Source organism: Gilvimarinus agarilyticus, from assembly GCF_000832015.1.
Lineage (GTDB): Bacteria > Pseudomonadota > Gammaproteobacteria > Pseudomonadales > Cellvibrionaceae > Gilvimarinus > Gilvimarinus agarilyticus.
Window position 1 is genome coordinate 738,649 of the sequence record NZ_JXCJ01000001.1, and the last position, 17,619, is coordinate 756,267.

Sequence of the window (17,619 nt, forward strand, 5' to 3'; positions counted from 1 at the left end):
TTGGTTCACGTTAGTGTTCGGCCGCTACAAGAGTCAAAATCTTATGAGCTTTTTCAAAGTGGTCCAGTCGATGAGTTTGTATCCACCAAGTGGCCGCTTCCATTAGTAAATCTGGTTCAGAATTTTTGTTGGCAAAAAAGGGGTAAAACGAAAGCCCTACATTGTGGCCTTTGGTGGCTATTTTTTGTTGGCAAACAGCCGTGATTCTTTCTTTTAGCTCTGTTCTCATTGCCGGTGGTCATCTTGCGATTGTTTTTTGCGGTAAAGAGCTTTTGCCTCTTGCATTTTTTTGGCCCAGCTTTGTTTTAGCCGGTCACGTACTTTGGCGGCTTCAAGCTCCGGCGCCTCGGGTGAGGATTCGGCTTCCTGCTGTTTTTTTTTGGCGAGTGTTTGGCGCAATTGCTGACGCGTCTCTTCGGAGACGTCGTTAGGCACTGGCAGGCTATCGATATCGTGCAGCAGTAACCGCCCCAGCCGGTCGAGTAGCGCATCATTCAGTTTGTCGGGCGTAAAACGGTGGCGCTGTACTCCGGGGCGGCCAAAGTTACGTAGTAATATCTCGATACACTGTTGCTCGGCATCGGCTTGTATGCGCACCGCGTGGTGTAGCGGCCCCTCGAGGGTGAAGGTAGCTTTATCAACTTTGTGGGCACTGTTAAGAGAGTCTTGTCGATGATAGGCAAGTCCATAGCTGTCGAGGTGCTCGGAGTAATGCCTGATCGACGCCAAATCTCCGATGACATACAAAGCTGGCTGACTCAGCTTGGCGGATACCCGGACATCGATTTGTCGCGGAGAGTCCGAACTGTCGATCAGCAGCTTAAATTGCCCCTGGGCCAGAGCAACCTGGGTTTCGCGGTCGGGGGCCAACGGGTAAGAAAGTGGGCGTTCGGGCTGGACGTAGTTGATATGCTTTACCAGCTCATCCAGATACGCCAGCACGTTAAGCATCGCCGGGCGCAGCACCTCGGCATAATAAGCCTCTTGCTCGGCAAGGCGCGCAGCCTCGTCGGCTTCGGCTGCCCGCAGGCTGTGGGCCTGCTGTTTGAGTTCGTCCAAGATTCCCATGAGTAGTCCGTTATTTATCACCTAGGTTGGCGCATATTGTAGTAGATTTGAATGAGGGTAGGGGAGGGTTTTTTTCCAGAGATAATCAGCTAGGTCAATGAATGTCAGGCCTGGGTTTCAACGGTGGGTTACCGGCGTTTCTCGCTTTATCAAGCGTTGTGTCGCGTAAAGTGTGGTTTGGGTTATACGTTATGGCTTTATGTAATGCTCTGTAATAGTTGTGCGGCAGTGCCGGCCGTATTGTGACGTTTCTTTCATGAGGTGTGAAAGAATTAATTTAATGGATTATTAGGAGATATGTCATGTCACAGCAAGCAATTGATTTCGGCGTTAAGGTCTTAACTGAAGAGGGCCAAAAAGTCATCGATGGTCTTCAATTTTTGTACACGCCTGCCGAGGGCTCAGTATCGTTCCTGAATGACACGGATCATGTTATTGAAGTTAAAACTTATGACGAGAAAGATGCTGTTCGGTGGGTTGCGTATGAAGAGCGTAAAATTGCACCGAGACAAGTGGTTCAGCTAACCGCTCGCGGTAAACGTATTCATATCGTCGAGCGTAAATCTGGCTGTACGTTCGACTGTGAAAAAGGCACTGCTTACCTGTTTGATGGTACGAATGTTCACAAAAAAGTTATTCATTAATCACGAGTACTGTATGTCGTTATCCTACGTAAGTGGGTGACAGATATTCGCGGCGGCCGCATCAAAAAAATATCGGTGAAGCCGCCGCTCATTTCTAGTGGCGCCAAGGCTAAATCTTTTTACACGCTCTAATTACCTGTGTTGATCACTCGGCGTTTTTCTCTAACATTTTTGCCAGCTCACCAATATCGTTGACGACGTAATCTGGTTTTTGGGCGAGAGGGTAAAGTGCTTTTCCGGGGCGTGCGACAAAAGCGGTTTGTAAGCCAGCAGCTTTTGCGCCGGCCACATCCCAGCCGTGCGCAGCCACCATAAGTGCCTCATCGGGTTTAACATTGAGCTGCTCAAGTGCCCACTCGTAGGCGCGTAAATCTGGCTTATAAATTTGAATGTCTTCAATACTGTAGCGCGTATCAAAGTAGTCGGTTAAGCCGGCGTTCTCAAACTGAGTTTTCACGCCGTGGTTAGAGGAGTTGGTCAGACTAACAATTTTAAACCCTTGTTTAGCTAGAGACTCTAAGCCCGGTTTTACATCCGGGTGGGGAGGTAAACTCAACAGTGGTGTGACAATCGCGTTTTTAGCATCGTCGGCTGTTAATTCAATACCGTTGTTTTGCGCCACCATCAACAATGATGCCACGCCGATTTTGCCAAAGTCTTGATAGTCGCCTGTTACTGTGGTGACTAACGAGTTGTGTAACATGGTAGAAAACCACAGTGGTAGTAAGTCTTCCCGCTCGCCCAATGCTTTGCCAATAGATGAACGCATAGATTCCAGATCTAGCAATGTCTCATTGACATCAAAAATTATCACTTTTGGCGTTGGTGGTAGTTGAGTTGCGCTAGCGGATGAAGGCTCTTGGGCCATGGTGGTAGCTCCAAAAAAGGTGGCGGTGATAAATGACACAAGGGTCAGACAACGTTTTAGGGTAAACACAGTTGGAAAGTTCCCGATAATAGGTGATATGGAAAGAGTGGAGTCATTTACCTTAACGGCTGTAGTGGGTACTTTGCAATGTTACGCTTGGCGTGCTTTCGCGCATTTACGTAACTTATCGGAGCACGGCGATTAACTCATGCCTTACTAATTTTATACGTCGTTTATGGCTAAAGCGCCCCCATGGGGCGCTCAGGCACGAACTATTGGTTATTTACCGTGCACTCAGGGGAGGCAATACTGCCATTGCTGTTGCCTTGCAGGCCAAAACTAACTGCTGCGCCCGGTGCCAGGTTCGCATTCCAGCTTAGGTTGCTTGCCGTCAGTTCTGTCGCCTGGCTTGCAAGCGTGGCATTCCAGCCATTGGTAATATGCGGGTTGTTGGCAAAATCCAGTGTAACGGTCCAGCCGTAAACGTCGCTGGAGCTGTTATTGGTTACGGTGACATCCATTTGATAGCCCGAACCCCATTGATTTAAATGACTAACTTCACAGGTTAGCTCGCTGGGCGTGGGTTCAGGGGGTTCGCCCGGCTCATCGGTTTGTTCACCCTCATCTTGCGGGGGTGTGCCCGTGTAACCCTCTTGTCCTTCGCGTGTTAGGCTAAGCACCAAGTAGCCATCTTTTGTCACCGCGTTGGCGGGTACAAAATCGGCGGCATTTTCGGCGAAGGTCCAGTCGGCTTTGGCCCAGCGGGTGAGGTCTAAGGTGTCAAAATCATCTCGCCAGCTCAGCTCAAAGTCCTCGCCGTCCCAGCGGTGATATTCTACCCAGTTAACGTACATCTGTACCGGTAAAACGCTCTCATCGATTGCCCCTACCCACTGCTCGATATTAGCCGGCCAAAAATTAAAGCGCGCTTGCKCCGGGCTGGTGAGCGCACTTGCTTGCCCCGAGTTGGTCTCTCTTACCACCTGTCCGTCAATCAGCCAACGCATTTGGTCCGGTGTCCACTCAACGGAAAATGTATGATAGGCACCCGCTAAAGATTCACCGGCGTTGTGACTTTGCTCGGAGGTAATTTTACTACCAAGGCCCGTGATAATATTGCTTTGCCAACTGCGAGCCTCATTCTTGCCCAAGATCTCGATGTCGACCTCTTCCCAAAATACATCGTTGAGCTCTGAGCCCTCCTTCCAGAGGAAGAAGGCGGAGACCAATCCGCTGCCCTCGCCTGCGCGCATACGCATGACGTATTTTCCGTAAAGCTCAGACTCTAGCGAGTAAACCTCGGCGGCCTTGTAGGGCTTAGCCTCAGCCAGAAGTGATGAGCAAAGTAAGGCGGCTGTACAAGGGAGTGTGAGGCGGGTTAACCGTTTTAATGTGTTAGACATAAAGCGCTCCTTGAGAAAGTCAGTCGGCGGCCGAAGCCATTCCGTGGTTGGCAGTGGCGCCCTGTGAGCTAAAGGGGTTAGCCGTCGCAGATGGCGCACCGGAGACTCTACGTCGGGCGCTGGTGATGCACAGTGACAGCGCTCTCAGTTTGCGTATGCAGCGGTACCTGTAAGGCGATTCGGCGCGTATATGTCGCCCAAGCGGCGCGCATTTAGACAGAGGCGTCTTGCAATCATGAATACATGAAAGCAGAAAGCTTTAATGCAGCGCCGAAGCCGGCACGGGTTCGCAGGAGGAGGTGAATATTTCGCAGAAAGCGCGAGGGGAGTGGGGCTGAATTTTCGGCGATAATCAGAGGCGTTAGGAAAAAATGGCGCCCGGCACCTACTGAATAGTTGGTGTAAGATTTTGATGTTAAACGGTTTTTGTTTTGCAAAAATCGAAAGTACCCCCATAAGTACCCCCACGTGTTCGTCGTTACCCCCTAATAAAATTATTTTTCAATTATTTATCGTGGTCTTAGAGTAACCGGTTACTTTATGACGGCGCTGCCTAAACCTTATCCAGCCTTGCCCTAAACTTGCCCCTGTGGCCTGTTGTAATCTTGTTGCGACCTTGCCCTAATCTTGACGTTGCAGCCTTGGGGCGATCATGGGGTGATCTTAGGGCGGCTGGTACGCAGTATGGTACGCAGGGTGGTACGCACAGAAATACGCATTTAGCCGTTGTGCCTTAGGGCAATCTTAGGGTAGCGCTGGCCTTTTAGGACTCAAAAAAACACTTGGGCCAATGTCAGGTTTTGGCAGGTTCAGGCGCTTACTATCGCTTACCGGCGTCAGAGGTTTTAAGAAGTCGTTAGGTGCTTAACTGACCTGAGGTTTTCTGAGGCTGGCCCGCTCTTTTTAGGGGGGCGCAAAACACAACACACCAATCAGTGGTTAAGCGCCTGCGATGTAAGGAAACCTTAGTGACTGTATATGCAGGCAGCACGGGGCTTTGTGCTGGCTTGGGGGCGTGGTGCGCCACAGGGCGGTTTATGGCCGTCGGTGGCTAGGCGGGTTATTAACAATCCGTAACGTCGTACACTTGCATTGGTGGGCGTGTGGGCTAGCCTAGGGGTAGGTCACGCCTTCGCCCGTTAAAGCCGCGATGCACCACACAGGGAAGTCAGCGCACCGCGTTGGCGTGTCCGCCTCTATCGCGCGTTTTGCTCCGAAAACTCCAGCCCTAGCGATGTCCAGAAACTCCATATTCAGGGTTAACATTAGTCAACATGTGCGCCTCAACAATATTCAACATCTACCCCGCTACTGACTTCGCAGAAATCTTATGAGCGATAAAGGGTGGCTGGCAACTCCACTGGTTAATTCTTGATCGGCCGTTGGGGTCGCGCGCGTATTTCCCCTGTATTATTCAATGCTCCGTATAGCTAGGTATATGGTAAATTGTATGTAGGCCTAAATATGTACCAGAGAGCATTTGCTGAGCTTTCGTAAGTTATTGATTTTAATGGGTTCGCTCGTGAAGAAAACTCATAAAAACTGGCTCTTGGTACAAATATGTACCACTACTGGTACAAATATATACCCAGCCTGGTACAGATTTAGGCCTCGGAAAATTTAACGTTGGAATAAGTATAAGGTCTTTGGATGACAGGCATAAAAAAGGCATTAGGCACCTTAGGCAAGGTGTTTGCATTTCCATTTATTAATCGCCCGACAAGAAGCTACTGGCTTTTGCCAGAAGTGATAACAATTGTTGTTTCTGGCTTATTTGTAGTTTGCGCTATTACAGCTGCTAATTTGGGGCACAGCGGGTTAACTTTAAGTCAGAGCTTAAGCCCAGAGCATATTAACAACTTTTTCACCTCTACCATAAAGGTACCCTTAGGGGTTTTAGCTGCTGTAGCAGCAATTCTCGCTTTGTTTGCTGCCAATCACAGATCCGAGCAATCAATACACTCTATGGCACTGCAGAGAGCACAAAATAATTTCGCTAACTTTTATGCTCACAGAAAAGAATTTTCAGAACACTGTGAGCTGATGCCGGAAGCATCAAAGGAAGTATTGCGCAGTTCAAATACCTTGCATAAGGCTCTGTTTCCCAATGCTAAAGAAGGCGATTTGACGCTAAACGAACAGGAAATAGGACGTTATCTTAGTTCGGCATTTGGTATAGTTGGCGTACTGGGTGATATGGCAGCTGGAGATAAAGATGATGAGGACCTATCTCGTAAACTTTTTGTAAACACCTACCCGTTTATTGAGTGCTGTGACCGGCTAGACCTTCCTATGCCACATTATTGGAAATTATCCGTCAGAATTGAAGGCAATTCACGACTTGAAAATTTGTTAAATGAACAGCCCAATATAGGGGCAAAGCTGCGACACCTGTACACGATTACAATGCTACTTCGGCACGCCTTAACCTTTGAGCCTAATGCTTATTCTGAGTCATTGGAACATTTACAACTCTGCATAGCATCAACTACTAAATATATAGAGATAACAGAATATGATGCTTAGCAATCAGGAGTTTGTGTTTTCCAGTTATCTGTAGGCAGATGACCATCTGAAGATTCGATTGTTAGTCGCCATTCCCTAGCCTTTCTTTCCTGCCAATATTGCCCTTGACTCATTACAAGGAATCCATGCGTTACTAATTCGTTAAAAGCCTTGGTCGCGGTACTCTTGTGAACGCCTAGCAATTGCGCTGCCTGCCTTTGGGATATGACTAGATGGCCATTTCTACCAGGCCTATAAATGCGCTGAAACTCTTCCAGCAAACATCTGGCCGGGCATGACAGAGCCCTATAAGCTGGTGAGGCGAGCCATTCTTCGTGCTTGCGAATGTACCCGCCCTTGCGTTTAAACTGAGGCTTTTTAGCTACCATAGAAACGCGACACCTGTTTCACTTTAAGCTCGAGTGGGGACGGGAGCATACGCACCCCTTCTGCAGTAACCTCTGCCAGCACTTGATAAGTGCGCGACTCAGGACGAGCCCTAGCAATCGCAACGGGTGTATTTGTTCGGTTGGCGTGAGCTTTCGCCCATCGAATACAGTTGCACCAATTGCCGGTGTAGGCTGTATCTTTGGCTAAAGCCTTAGTTACAATCATGACGACACCCCCAACGGCTTACAGTTGCTTATTTCAGGTTCGCTATAGCTGGGGTTGCCTGGCTCCACTTCACCGCGTAGCGCTTTCTCTTGCGCGTCGGTTTCGCTTTCGGCCTCCACGATAAATGGCACCGTGTGCCGGGTCTGTATTTCGATCAGGTAGCGCTCCATTAGTTGGCCTCCTTGCTGATTAGCACATAACGGGCAACGCGACGGGGGCGGCTAATGTCGGTCTCTATGGTTTCCCACAACCTGACGATGTTATGGCCGGTATCGCGTAACTCTTTGATTCGCGCCGGTGGGTGGTAAATGCCTAGCTCTTGGTTTGCGGCATAGCTGGTCACGCCGCGTCCTTGTGCGCCCTCCAGTGCTGCTAGCAGGCGGGTTCTTTGTGCGTGTGCGCTATTGGGTAACTTGGTTTGATCGGTCATAATGACACCTCAACAATTCGCTATGTTTTGGCCCTGCGTTCTGGCGTAGGGCTTTTTTGTATCCGCTGGTTAGGCTGCACTTTCGCTGGTGCTGGTCTGCTCTGTAAATTGAGCCTTCCAGTTGTCCAGGGCGCTTTGCTCATAGCGAACGGCTTTACCCATCTTGCGGTATGGGGGCGCCTTTACTCCGGCCAATAGGCCGGTATAGCGGGAATTGTTGAGAGTGCGGGGAGATAGCCGCAAATAATCGGCGGCCTCTGTATTAGTCAGTAATGCATTGTGAGTCATAAGTGTCACCTCTTGATTAACGTTATGACACTTTAGGCGCTCTCGACTGATTTAATAATGTTGTTAATTAGAAATTATTCACTCGAATATACATGACTTTTGTTTCGGATATTGGGGCGTAATATTCATGCCTTTGTGTCTGGAGGGTAATGCCCTTCTGACGCTTTATCGTAACTCAGCAGATTTTCTGCTCGTCTTTGAGCCTCAGCTTCCGGACTGGCCCTAAAAATTGCACGGCTAAAGGGTCGGTTTGCTTGTGGTTTTTCATCCGAATATTCGTAATTCTTCACAGCCGAATAATCGTAGTTACTTTGGATTTTCTGTATAACCCTTAGCTCTGTAAACTCCTCACCTGTTACTAGCTTGCAAATGGAAGCCAATATGGCTGGAAAAAAACGACCTTGATTTGAATTTTGGGGTTTAAAATAAATATTCCCCAGTATCGAGCACTCTCTAATCAGCAGTCTTCGCTTCCTTGGGTTGGTAAGATTGATTGCATATACGGTGCTGAAATCTTCCCCTTTTGCTCTCTTCAATTTACGCTCTAGGTAGTTAACAAACCCTTTGTATTCAGGCCCCATATCCGATAGTTTCGCTGACTCCAGATCCTTCTTTAGGGACGCTAACAGCCTTTTCATGTTCCCGATCGTCGTATCTGAAAAAACAGGGCGCGCATTAAAGTCAAGCTCAGAAACGGCAATTAGTGAGTTTAAAAAGGTGGTATTAATATTTTTATAAAGCAAAAGTACACCGCAAATTATGGCCTGGAGCTTGACCTTTGCGTCCTTTTCTAGCATTTCATTAGGTAGGCTGATGTCATCAGGGCACCGCATAACAAATTTTTTCTTGCTGGAAAATTGCTTTAATAGATTTGAATACTCATCTTGAGAATTTAGCCATTGCTGAAACGCTGTGGGCTGTCCATCTAGACTCTCTAGCAAGCGTATATACTCGAATTGCTTAGCTTCAAGTGTGGCCTGATTAACGCTGATGAACTCACCATCTTCATACTCCGTACCATAGGCGAGTCTCTCTAATTTTTTAATTTGCCAATAAAACTCATAGATAACACTTAGTTTTGGACGCTCCACTAATCGCACCTCCCACAGTGCCCCCAATTAGAACCCAAACCAAAGGCAGTGGGTGCTGCCTCTTTCGCCCCGTCGGGCTAGGTTTGGGTAACTGGTTAAACGGCTTTTGTGTTTAGTTGCTCGTAAAATTTGATTGTTTGGGCCACCTGAAAACGTTTGTCTTCTTCGCTCCCAATGAGATTTGATCGCAAGTACTCAATGTTGCCGGGTACATCCATTCCTTCTTTCATCATGCCGGCACTTATCATTTTGGCGACGACTAAACAGCAATGCCGTGTTGTATTGGGCATGTTTGTCAGAGCTTGCGTGATCTCTTCGGTCGTTTGGGTGTCCATTGATGTGTTTCCTCTTGGGCTTTGGTTGGGGGTGGCTTACGCTAACTTACTGCGCTGACCGTAAGCTTGTAGCGCTGTCTCTATTTGAATGTCTTTTTCTGCCTCGGTACCGATTAACCGTTCGCGGAAGTAGTCTAGGTTGCTAGGTATGTCCATGCCCTCGGATAACATCTTGGCGGACACCAATAGCGCATTGCGTGAAGGGGTAGATATGCCTTTTGCTAAAGCCTGTATTCTTTCGAGAAAATCATTGTTTGTCATAACGTAGGCCCGTCGTTGTTAGGTGTTTTGGTTTCCAAAGTTTGCGGTAATCACGTTCCCGGCCTCTGCTTTGGCTCTGAGCTGGTCTAAGTAGTCAGCCCAGTGTTGCATCATCTTGCGGCGCTGCTCTAGGTGCTTTGTCCGGTTATAGGCCCTGCCGTGTACGTCTTTCACCGCGTGGCCTAATTGCTGCTCTATCCACTCTACGCGGTAGTTTAATTCTTCGTCCAAAAGCGTCCGGGCCATTGCTCTAAAGCCATGGGCGGTCATGGTGTTATTGTCATAGCCCATAGTGCGTAGCGCGGTTCTTACGCCGTTTTCGCTAATGGGGCGGCTGGCACCTCTGGCACTTGGGAAAACGTACTGGCCGCGCTTGTGGTGGTCTCTCTGGTCTATCAGTATCGCCAATGCTTGTCGGCTTAGCGGGATAATGTGCGGCTCTCGCGTTTTGGTCTTTACCCCGGGTATCTCGATCTGGCTTTTGTCCCAGTTGATTTCTGCCCACTCTAGGTGGCGTAGCTCACCATGCCGGCAAAACAGTAGCGGGGCCAATTTGAGCGCAGCTTGTACCGTAGGGGTGCCTTGGTATTGTTGGATCGCACCGTACAGCTTGCCGGCCTCGGTTGGTGTGGTAATGGCGGCAAAGTGTTTGGTCTTGGGGGTGGCAAGTGCGCCGGTTAGGTCTGCGCTAACGTCCCGCTCGGCTCTACCGGTGGCCACGGCGTAGCGGAACACTTGCCCGGCTATGCCTTTGGCCCGGTGGGCGGTCTCGATAGCGCCACGGCTCTCAATACGGCGTAACACGGCCAATAGTTGTTGCGGCTTAATGTCGCTAACAGGGAAGCGGCCAAGCTGGGGGAGTAGGTCTTTCTCTAGCAGTGCCTTTAAACGCTTGTCGCCACTGACTGACTTTGTGCCGCGCTTCTGCAGCCACTCTCTGGCAATCACTTCAAAGGCGTTTTGACCGGCCTCTGAGCTGGCCTGTTTTAAGGCTTGCCGCTGTTGGCTTGGGTCGATACCGGCGCTTATGTCCAGCCGGGCTTCATCACGCAACTTACGGGCATGGGATAGGGTGATCTCAGGGAACACCCCCAAGGCTAACAGCTTCTCTTTGCCGGCTATGCGGTACTTCAATCGCCAGTACTTACCCCCGCCTTTTTTGACCAGTAGCAGTAGGCCCTTTTCGTCGTATAGCTTGTAATCTTTATCGCGTGGCTCTGCGCTTTTAATCTGGCTGGCTGTTAGCGCCATTCTCTACACCTCTGGGGTACCTTGTTTGGGGGTACCGACCATGGGGGTGCTCGGTATACCCCCATAAATACCCCCAATCAATAACGAATCTGAGGTTAGAGTGTAGAACGTGAATGTATAGGGGGCAAGCGTAGGCCGCGTGTGGAGAGGGCTACAGGGAAGGCGTGAGATGTTGAATGTAGGGAAGGTGGCGCACCCGGCAGGATTCGAACCTGCGACCAACGGCTTCGGAAGCCGCTACTCTATCCAGCTGAGCTACGGATGCGTAATACTGATTGTTTTAGCAGGTTCAGTGCCTGCGTCTAGATAGTAGCGCTCATCGCGCTACCCGCTACTCCCCTCGCTGTCGCTCGGGTCCGGTCTTTCAGCTTAGCTGAAAGCCGTTCGGCGGCGCACAAAGCGATGCTTTGTAAACGCTTGCCTCACCCAGCTGAGCTACGGATGCGTAGAACTGAAAATTATACTGGTTCAGTGCCAGTGCTTAAAACGTAGCGCTCATCGCGCTACCCGCTACTCCTCTCGCTGTCGCTCAGGCCCGGTCTTTCAGCTTAGCTGAAAGCCGTTCGGCGGCGCACAAAGCGGTGCTTTGTAAACGCTTACCTCACCCAGCTGAGCTGCGGATGCGTAGAAGGAGCGCATTCTACAACCCTGATTGGCAATCGTCTACGGCTGAGGGCTGGGTTGTTCACCTCAGGGGTGGTTTCTGGCTATAATGGCGCGCCAGAGACCAGAGCAGCATCCAGCGCTGCCGCTAATAGAGGAAGCATCCGTGAGCCAAGCGAAAAAAATGATCGGCCTGATGGTCGTACTGGGAATGGGGCTGTTTGCCTCTGGATTGGCTGTGAGCCAGTCAAACGATGTAAAAAACGAAATTGCCGAGCGGCTTGCGCCGGTAGGTGAGAGCTGTATGTCGGGCGAAGATTGCGCCGCTGCGCCAGTTGCCGCTGCCAGTGAAGGGCCGCGCTCGGGTCAGCAGGTTTACGATACCGCGTGTCATACCTGCCATGCTGCCGGTGTTGCCGGTGCGCCTAAGTTGGGCGATAGTGCCGCCTGGGCTGACCGTATCGCGAAGGGCATGGATACTTTGCACGAGCACGCGCTGAAAGGCTTTAACGGCATGCCTGCTATGGGCTTGTGTGCGACTTGCTCGGATGATGAAGTAATGGCCGCTGTGGATTACATGGTGGAAAACAGCCAGTAATTGGTACCAACGCCGCAAAGCGGGGGCGGTTGACGGATGACGGTAAACGAACACACTTCCGTACCCCGTACCCCGTACCCCGTACCCCGTACCCCGTACCCCGTACCCCGTCAATCAAACATGTTCAACAGGCTAGAGATGGTCTGTTCGCCGGTGGCTTTTACTTGCTCGGCCGTGGCTGGGGTAAAGCCTTCAAACACGATATCTTCCTGAGGCAGCTCGTCGATAAAGCGGCTGGGGGTGGTCTCGTTGATATCGCCGTATTGCTTGCGCTTGCCGGCCAGCGTCAAAGTCATAGTGCGTTGGGCGCGGGTGATACCCACATAGGCCAGGCGGCGCTCTTCTTCGATATTGTCAGTTTCGATGCTATTGCGGTGAGGCAATAGGTCTTCTTCCATGCCCACTAAATAGACGTGAGGAAACTCCAGCCCTTTGGAGGCGTGCAGGGTCATCAGCTGAACCTGATCGAGTGTCTCTTCTTCTTCCTGACGCTCTAGCATGTCACGCAGTACCAGTTTACTGATGGCGTCGTCGATAGTGAGAGGCTCACCGTCGTCGTCCCGCTCGAGCATCTTACGGATTGAATCGGTCAGGTAGCGGACGTTGTCCATGCGCTTTTCGGCGGCCTTAGCGCTGGAGGAGTTTTGGTGTAGCCAGGCTTCGTAGCCAATATCCTCCAGCATTTGTTCGATACCGGCTACTGGCTCCGGGCCGTTGCAGCGCTCTACCACCCGAGCCACCCAGTCGCTAAAGCGGCGCAGGCGCTCGAGGTTTTGTTTGGGCACGTGGCGCTGCAGGGCGATGTCGTCGGCGGCGGCAAACAAGCTTAAGTGGCGCTCGCTGGCAAAGCGGCCCAGTGCCTCGAGGGTGCTGGTGCCAATTTGGCGGCGGGGGGTGTTAATAATGCGCAGAAACGCGTTGTCGTCGTCAGGGTTTACCAGCAGGCGTAAATACGACATCACATCTTTAATTTCGGTTTTGCCAAAAAACGATGAGCCGCCACTTATTTTGTAGGGCACTTGGTGCTGCTGCAGCTTCATCTCCAACAGGCGGCCCTGATGGTTGCCGCGGTACAAAATCGCGTAATCGCTGAATTTGCCGCCGCGGCGCAGCTTATTGGCTAAAATTTCGGTGGCGACGCGTTCGGCCTCGGCATCCTCATTAGCACACTTAACTACCCGGATTTCATCTCCCAGCCCCATTTCACTCCATAGCGCTTTGTCGTACTCGTGGGGGTTGTGGGCGATCAGGTGGTTGGCGACCCGCAAAATACGGCTGGTCGAGCGGTAATTTTGCTCGAGCTTAATCAGGTGCAGGCTGGGAAAGTCTTCTTTTAACAGCACCAGGTTCTCGGGCCGGGCGCCACGCCAGGCGTAAATGGATTGGTCGTCGTCCCCTACCACGGTAAGGGCGTTGCGCCCGCCGACGAGTTGTTTTACCAGCAAGTACTGGCTGGAGTTCGTGTCTTGGTACTCATCCACCAGTAAGTATTGAATTTTACGCTGCCAGCGCGCCAGTACCTCGGGGTTGGTGTTAAACAGGTGCACCGGCACCAAAATCAGGTCGTCAAAGTCCACCGCATTGTAGGCGCGTAACGCTTGGTTATAGCGCTCGTAAATGCGCACCATAGTTAGCTCGGCGGGGCTTTGCGCCAGCTCTTCGGCCGCCTCGGGGGTAGTGAGGTCGTTTTTCCAGTTAGAGATTTGGTTTTGCACCATATTGAGATGGTCGTTATCCATCTCACCGTCTTTCATCATCAGCTCTTTTAACAGGGCGCGGGCGTCCTCGGCGTCAAAGATCGAGAAGCCGGGCTTAAAGCCTAAGGTCTTTGCCTCGCGGCGGATGATGTTAAGCCCCAAATTGTGGAAGGTAGAGACGGTCAAGCCCCGTGCCGCACTGCCTTTTACTAAGCCTCCCACCCGCTCTTTCATCTCGCGGGCCGCTTTGTTGGTAAAGGTCAGGGCGGCGATGTGTCGCGCGGGTATGTCGCACTTTTCGATTAAATAGGCGATTTTGCGCGTAATAACCGACGTTTTGCCACTGCCGGCGCCGGCAAGTACCAGACAGGGGCCGTCGACGTATAAAACAGCTTCTCGCTGGCGGGGATTGAGTCGGGTCACGGGGCCTCGTTACAAGCAGGTGGGGGGTTACTGAGCGCGTCATTGTAGCAATCGCAGAGCCGAGTTTAAACGCAATATCGTTATGGGCGCTGGGCCCTGACAGGGCGGTAGCTAATTGCTCGATTTTTAGGCTAATTATGTTGATTTAGGCGCTAAATAAGTCATACTAGACAGCCGAGGTATGATTGGATCTAACACATAATAAAGCCTATGGCGGCAATGGCGCCGGATGGGCACCTTTAAGACGGAATTTACAGTAGAGCAGGGAACAACGATGACAAGCTGCACACGAGTGCTGTTGCTCGGTGACGACGAATCGCTCGTCCAGCATTTACATAAATGGCTGGAGGCCGCTGCGCCAGGCTGTTACCAGCTGGTGGCCCACCACCCTGACGAGGACGGCTTGGCTGCTTTGCTCGGGGGTGACTATGCGGTGGGTTTACTGCTGTTTGCCGATCAGCCAAGTGCTGCCCAACATGTCTTAACCGCGGTCAAAAATCAATTTTGCCCGGTGCCCGTGGTGGCGTTGTCCTACACCATGGATTTGGCGCTCGATCGCGAGGCCGTCCCCTGTGGTGCTGCCGATTACTTGGCTCTGGATAGTATCAGTGAGGTACTGCTCGAGCGCTCATTGCGCTACGCGATCGAGCGCAAGCGCACCGAGCAAAATCTGGCTCGGCTCGCCCACCACGATCCTCTGACCGATATTCCCAACCGCGTGTTGTTTCGCGACCGGCTGGAAAACGCTATTCGCGTTGCCGCGCGTGATCGCACGCGTTTTGCGCTGATGTTTATCGATCTGGATGACTTTAAGGTGGTGAACGATCGCTACGGCCACGATATAGGCGATAGCTTGATTCGTTTCTGCGCAGGCCGATTACAAAAGCTGTTGCGCCGCAGTGACTCGATGGCGCGGATGGGCGGTGACGAGTTTACCTTGCTACTGCTTAATGTAGAAAGCTCGTCTAACATCGCCCATCTGGCGGTTAAAATTATCGAACAGATAAGCGCCCCCTACGAAATCAATGGTTACCAGTTGTCCGTTGGTTGCAGTGTGGGTGTGGCCTCGTACCCCGAAGCGGGGCGCAGCGCTGATGCCTTGCTAAAGAGTGCCGATTTGGCGATGTATCAGGCTAAGCAACTCGAGGGCAGCAACTTTCGCTTTTTTACCGAAGAAATGAACCGCGACGTGCGCTATCGCATGAGCCTCGAAGAGGATTTGCGTCGCGCGGTGGAAAACCGCGAGCTGTATTTAGAGTACCAACCACGCTTTGCCGTGAGCAGTGGCAAAGTAGTGGCGCTAGAGGCGCTACTGCGCTGGAACCATCCGCAGAAAGGCATTCTCAGTGCGCCTAACTTTATTTCTATTGCCGAAGATACCGGGCTGATTTTTGCCATTGGCTACTGGGCCGTGCGTCAGGCGTGCGATCACCTGCAGCAACTAAAGCGCGACTGCGGCGTCGAGCTAAAAATGGCGGTGCGCCTCTCGGCACGGCAGTTTCGTGACGATGCCATGGTGCAAACCATGGCCAATATCTTTGCCGAGACTGGGGTGAACCCCAAGTGCATCGAGTTTGAGCTAACCGAAACCGCATTGATGGAAAACATCGAGATGGTTAGCCTGTGTATGCGGCCGCTATCGTATTTTGGTGTGACCTTCACTCTGGACGATTTTGGCACTGGGAGCTCGTCGTTTTTGCACCTGCAGCGCTTGCCGATTGCCGCGCTTAAAATTGATTCGCAATTTATGGCCGACTTGCTGCGCCGGCGCAGCGAACGCCGGCTGGTGGCTGCCATGATTAATTTGGCCCACAATTTGGGCAAAGTGGTGATTGTCGAGGGGGTGGAGTCGGCCAGACAGTTACAGTGGCTGGTGGATGAAGGCTGTGACCAGCTGCAGGGGCATTATCTCGGGGCTCCGGCGGTTTACAGCAAGTTAGTAGACAGCATCCGCTCGCTACATCTGGTGGGCGGTAAACCCTCCCGTGCGCTTAAACCCGACGCCAAACCCAAAGCCTAAGGCGCGCGGTCTAGCGCCCTAAAGGCCAGTGCCTCGGCCAGCTGTGGGCGGCTTATAGGCTCGAGTTGCGCCATATCGGCCAGGGTCCGTGCCACTTTCAATACCCGATAGTACGACCGAGTCGAGAGCCCCAGCCGAATGACCGCCGCCTCTAAAAACTGCTGATCGTCGTTACTGAGCCCGCAGTACCGTTCAATATCTTTTGAGTTCATTTGCGCGTTGGGTTTACCTTGCCGCTGGTGCTGAATCGCTACCGTGCGACTTACCCGTGCCTGCACGGCGGAGCTGGGTTCGCCGGGCGGCGCCTGGTTGAGCTCGCTGGGGGGGATATTATGCACCGGCACATGCAGGTCGATACGGTCGAGCATGGGCCCCGAAATTTTATTGCGATAGCGCTGAATTTGCTCACTGGTACAGCGGCAGCGGGTGTCGCTCCCGGTACTGCTGCCGCCATAGTAGCCACAGGGGCAGGGGTTCATGGCGGCAATGAGCTGGAATCTGGCCGGGTAGCAGGTTTGCGCCCGAGCGCGGGATATGCGAATTTCGCCGCTCTCCAGTGGCTCGCGCAGCACCTCCAATACCTGACGTTGAAACTCGGGCAGCTCGTCTAAAAATAATACCCCGCCGTGGGCCAGCGAAATCTCGCCGGGGCGCGGTTGCGTGCCGCCACCTACCAGGGCCGCAGCGGAGGCGGTGTGATGCGGTGCGCGAAAAGGCCGCTCGAGCCATTGCGGCGAGTGCTCGACGCCACACACCGAGTAGACCGCCGCCACCTCAAGAGCGTCGTGCTCGTCGATGGCCGGCAAAATCCCCGGGAGACGACTGGCAAGCATGGTTTTACCCGTGCCGGGCGGGCCAAACATCAACAAGTTGTGGCCGCCGCTGGCGGCAACCTCCAGAGCTCGCTTGGCTTGCTGCTGCCCTTTGACGTCGGCCAGCTCGGCTTGTGTGCGGCGCACGGGAGCGGTGCGAAACCCGGCTGTGGGCAGTTCGCTGCGCCGGTGCAGGTGGGCGCATACCCGAAGCAGGTTGTCGGCGCTGTATGTTTGGGTGTCTCGTGCCAGCGCTGCCTCAGGGGCATTGGCCGCAGCGACGATCAGCCCGTGGCCGGCGCGCCCGGCGGCGAGCGCCGCCGGCAGCGTTCCGGTTACCGGGCGCACCTCGCCCGATAGCGCCAACTCACCGATTAACTCGAGCTCGCCCAGTCGTTCGTCAGGCACTTGGCCCGAGGCGGCGAGAATACCAATGGCAATGGCCAAATCGTAGCGGCCGCCCTCTTTGGGTAGATCGGCGGGGGCTAAGTTGACGGTGATACGGCGGGCGGGAAACTCTAAATGGGAGTTTAAGATCGCGCTGCGCACCCGGTCTTTGCTCTCTTTAACGGCGGTTTCGGGCATGCCGACAATGGCCAACGAGGGCAGGCCGTTGGATAAATGCACCTCAACCGTAACCGGCGGCGCCTCGACGCCGAGCTGAGCGCGGGTGTGAACAATGGCGAGTGACATAGGCAATCCTTGCG

17 protein-coding genes and 1 tRNA gene are annotated in these 17,619 nt (G+C 52.4%); 4 read left to right on the forward strand and 14 right to left on the reverse strand.

Features of this window, described 5'->3' with window-relative positions; translation table 11 throughout:
• Positions 1-10: 10 nt before the first annotated feature.
• Positions 11-229 carry a DUF6500 family protein gene (locus tag SD69_RS03320; RefSeq protein ID WP_041522081.1) on the reverse strand — a complete coding sequence of 73 codons (219 nt, stop codon included), beginning with the start codon at positions 227-229 and terminating at the stop codon, positions 11-13.
• Positions 226-1,068, reverse strand: a complete 843-nt coding sequence (locus SD69_RS03325; RefSeq protein ID WP_041522082.1) for a hypothetical protein — start codon at positions 1,066-1,068, stop codon at positions 226-228. The genes SD69_RS03320 and SD69_RS03325 overlap by 4 nt, the downstream gene beginning before the upstream one ends.
• A gap of 302 nt (positions 1,069-1,370) precedes the next feature.
• Between SD69_RS03325 and SD69_RS03330 the strand changes: the two genes are divergently transcribed.
• On the forward strand, positions 1,371-1,712 hold the full coding sequence (locus tag SD69_RS03330; RefSeq protein WP_041522083.1) for a hypothetical protein: 342 nt from the start codon (positions 1,371-1,373) through the stop codon (positions 1,710-1,712).
• 145 nt (positions 1,713-1,857) lie between these two features.
• On the opposite strand, the gene SD69_RS03335 is transcribed toward SD69_RS03330, so the two are convergent.
• The gene (locus SD69_RS03335) at positions 1,858-2,580 is read right to left on the reverse strand and encodes a haloacid dehalogenase type II (protein WP_052480847.1); all 723 of its coding nucleotides are present in this window, start codon (positions 2,578-2,580) and stop codon (positions 1,858-1,860) included.
• A gap of 272 nt (positions 2,581-2,852) precedes the next feature.
• The gene (locus SD69_RS03340; RefSeq protein ID WP_052480848.1) at positions 2,853-3,983 is read right to left on the reverse strand and encodes a family 16 glycosylhydrolase; all 1,131 of its coding nucleotides are present in this window, start codon (positions 3,981-3,983) and stop codon (positions 2,853-2,855) included.
• Positions 3,984-5,633: 1,650 nt separating this feature from the next.
• On the opposite strand from SD69_RS03340, the gene SD69_RS03345 reads away from it, so the two are divergent.
• Complete coding sequence (locus SD69_RS03345; protein WP_041522084.1) at positions 5,634-6,509, forward strand: hypothetical protein; 876 nt, start codon at positions 5,634-5,636, stop codon at positions 6,507-6,509.
• Positions 6,510-7,099: 590 nt separating this feature from the next.
• Here the strand turns inward: SD69_RS03345 and SD69_RS18675 are convergent.
• The 8 genes from SD69_RS18675 to SD69_RS03385 all read right to left on the reverse strand — a co-directional run bounded on the left by SD69_RS18675 (position 7,100) and on the right by SD69_RS03385 (position 11,024).
• On the reverse strand, positions 7,100-7,273 hold the full coding sequence (locus SD69_RS18675; protein ID WP_157471600.1) for a hypothetical protein: 174 nt from the start codon (positions 7,271-7,273) through the stop codon (positions 7,100-7,102).
• Positions 7,273-7,533 (reverse strand): helix-turn-helix domain-containing protein, encoded by a 261-nt coding sequence (locus SD69_RS03355; RefSeq protein ID WP_052480849.1) that lies wholly within the window; start codon positions 7,531-7,533, stop codon positions 7,273-7,275. The genes SD69_RS18675 and SD69_RS03355 overlap by 1 nt, the downstream gene beginning before the upstream one ends.
• 69 nt (positions 7,534-7,602) lie before the next feature.
• Positions 7,603-7,821 carry a helix-turn-helix domain-containing protein gene (locus SD69_RS03360; protein WP_052480850.1) on the reverse strand — a complete coding sequence of 73 codons (219 nt, stop codon included), beginning with the start codon at positions 7,819-7,821 and terminating at the stop codon, positions 7,603-7,605.
• Positions 7,822-7,946: 125 nt separating this feature from the next.
• Complete coding sequence (locus tag SD69_RS03365; RefSeq protein WP_041522088.1) at positions 7,947-8,912, reverse strand: hypothetical protein; 966 nt, start codon at positions 8,910-8,912, stop codon at positions 7,947-7,949.
• Positions 8,913-9,007: 95 nt separating this feature from the next.
• Positions 9,008-9,247, reverse strand: coding sequence for a hypothetical protein (locus SD69_RS03370; RefSeq protein WP_041522089.1), 240 nt, complete (start codon positions 9,245-9,247; stop codon positions 9,008-9,010).
• A gap of 36 nt (positions 9,248-9,283) precedes the next feature.
• A complete protein-coding gene (locus SD69_RS03375; RefSeq protein WP_041522090.1) occupies positions 9,284-9,508 on the reverse strand; it encodes a hypothetical protein in 225 nt (74 codons plus the stop codon).
• Positions 9,509-9,526: 18 nt separating this feature from the next.
• Positions 9,527-10,759 carry a tyrosine-type recombinase/integrase gene (locus tag SD69_RS03380; RefSeq protein ID WP_041522091.1) on the reverse strand — a complete coding sequence of 411 codons (1,233 nt, stop codon included), beginning with the start codon at positions 10,757-10,759 and terminating at the stop codon, positions 9,527-9,529.
• A gap of 188 nt (positions 10,760-10,947) precedes the next feature.
• Positions 10,948-11,024 (reverse strand) — tRNA-Arg (locus SD69_RS03385).
• 504 nt (positions 11,025-11,528) lie between these two features.
• Between SD69_RS03385 and SD69_RS03390 the strand changes: the two genes are divergently transcribed.
• Positions 11,529-11,960: a c-type cytochrome gene (locus SD69_RS03390; protein WP_084591473.1), complete on the forward strand. Its 432-nt coding sequence runs from the start codon at positions 11,529-11,531 to the stop codon at positions 11,958-11,960.
• Between the two features lie 110 nt (positions 11,961-12,070).
• On the opposite strand, the gene rep is transcribed toward SD69_RS03390, so the two are convergent.
• Complete coding sequence (rep, locus tag SD69_RS03395; protein ID WP_041522092.1) at positions 12,071-14,080, reverse strand: DNA helicase Rep; 2,010 nt, start codon at positions 14,078-14,080, stop codon at positions 12,071-12,073.
• Between the two features lie 274 nt (positions 14,081-14,354).
• Between rep and SD69_RS03400 the strand changes: the two genes are divergently transcribed.
• A complete protein-coding gene (locus tag SD69_RS03400) occupies positions 14,355-16,100 on the forward strand; it encodes an EAL domain-containing protein (protein ID WP_052480851.1) in 1,746 nt (581 codons plus the stop codon).
• Here the strand turns inward: SD69_RS03400 and SD69_RS03405 are convergent.
• Positions 16,097-17,605, reverse strand: coding sequence for a YifB family Mg chelatase-like AAA ATPase (locus SD69_RS03405; protein ID WP_041522093.1), 1,509 nt, complete (start codon positions 17,603-17,605; stop codon positions 16,097-16,099). The genes SD69_RS03400 and SD69_RS03405 overlap by 4 nt on opposite strands.
• Positions 17,606-17,619: the final 14 nt, after the last annotated feature.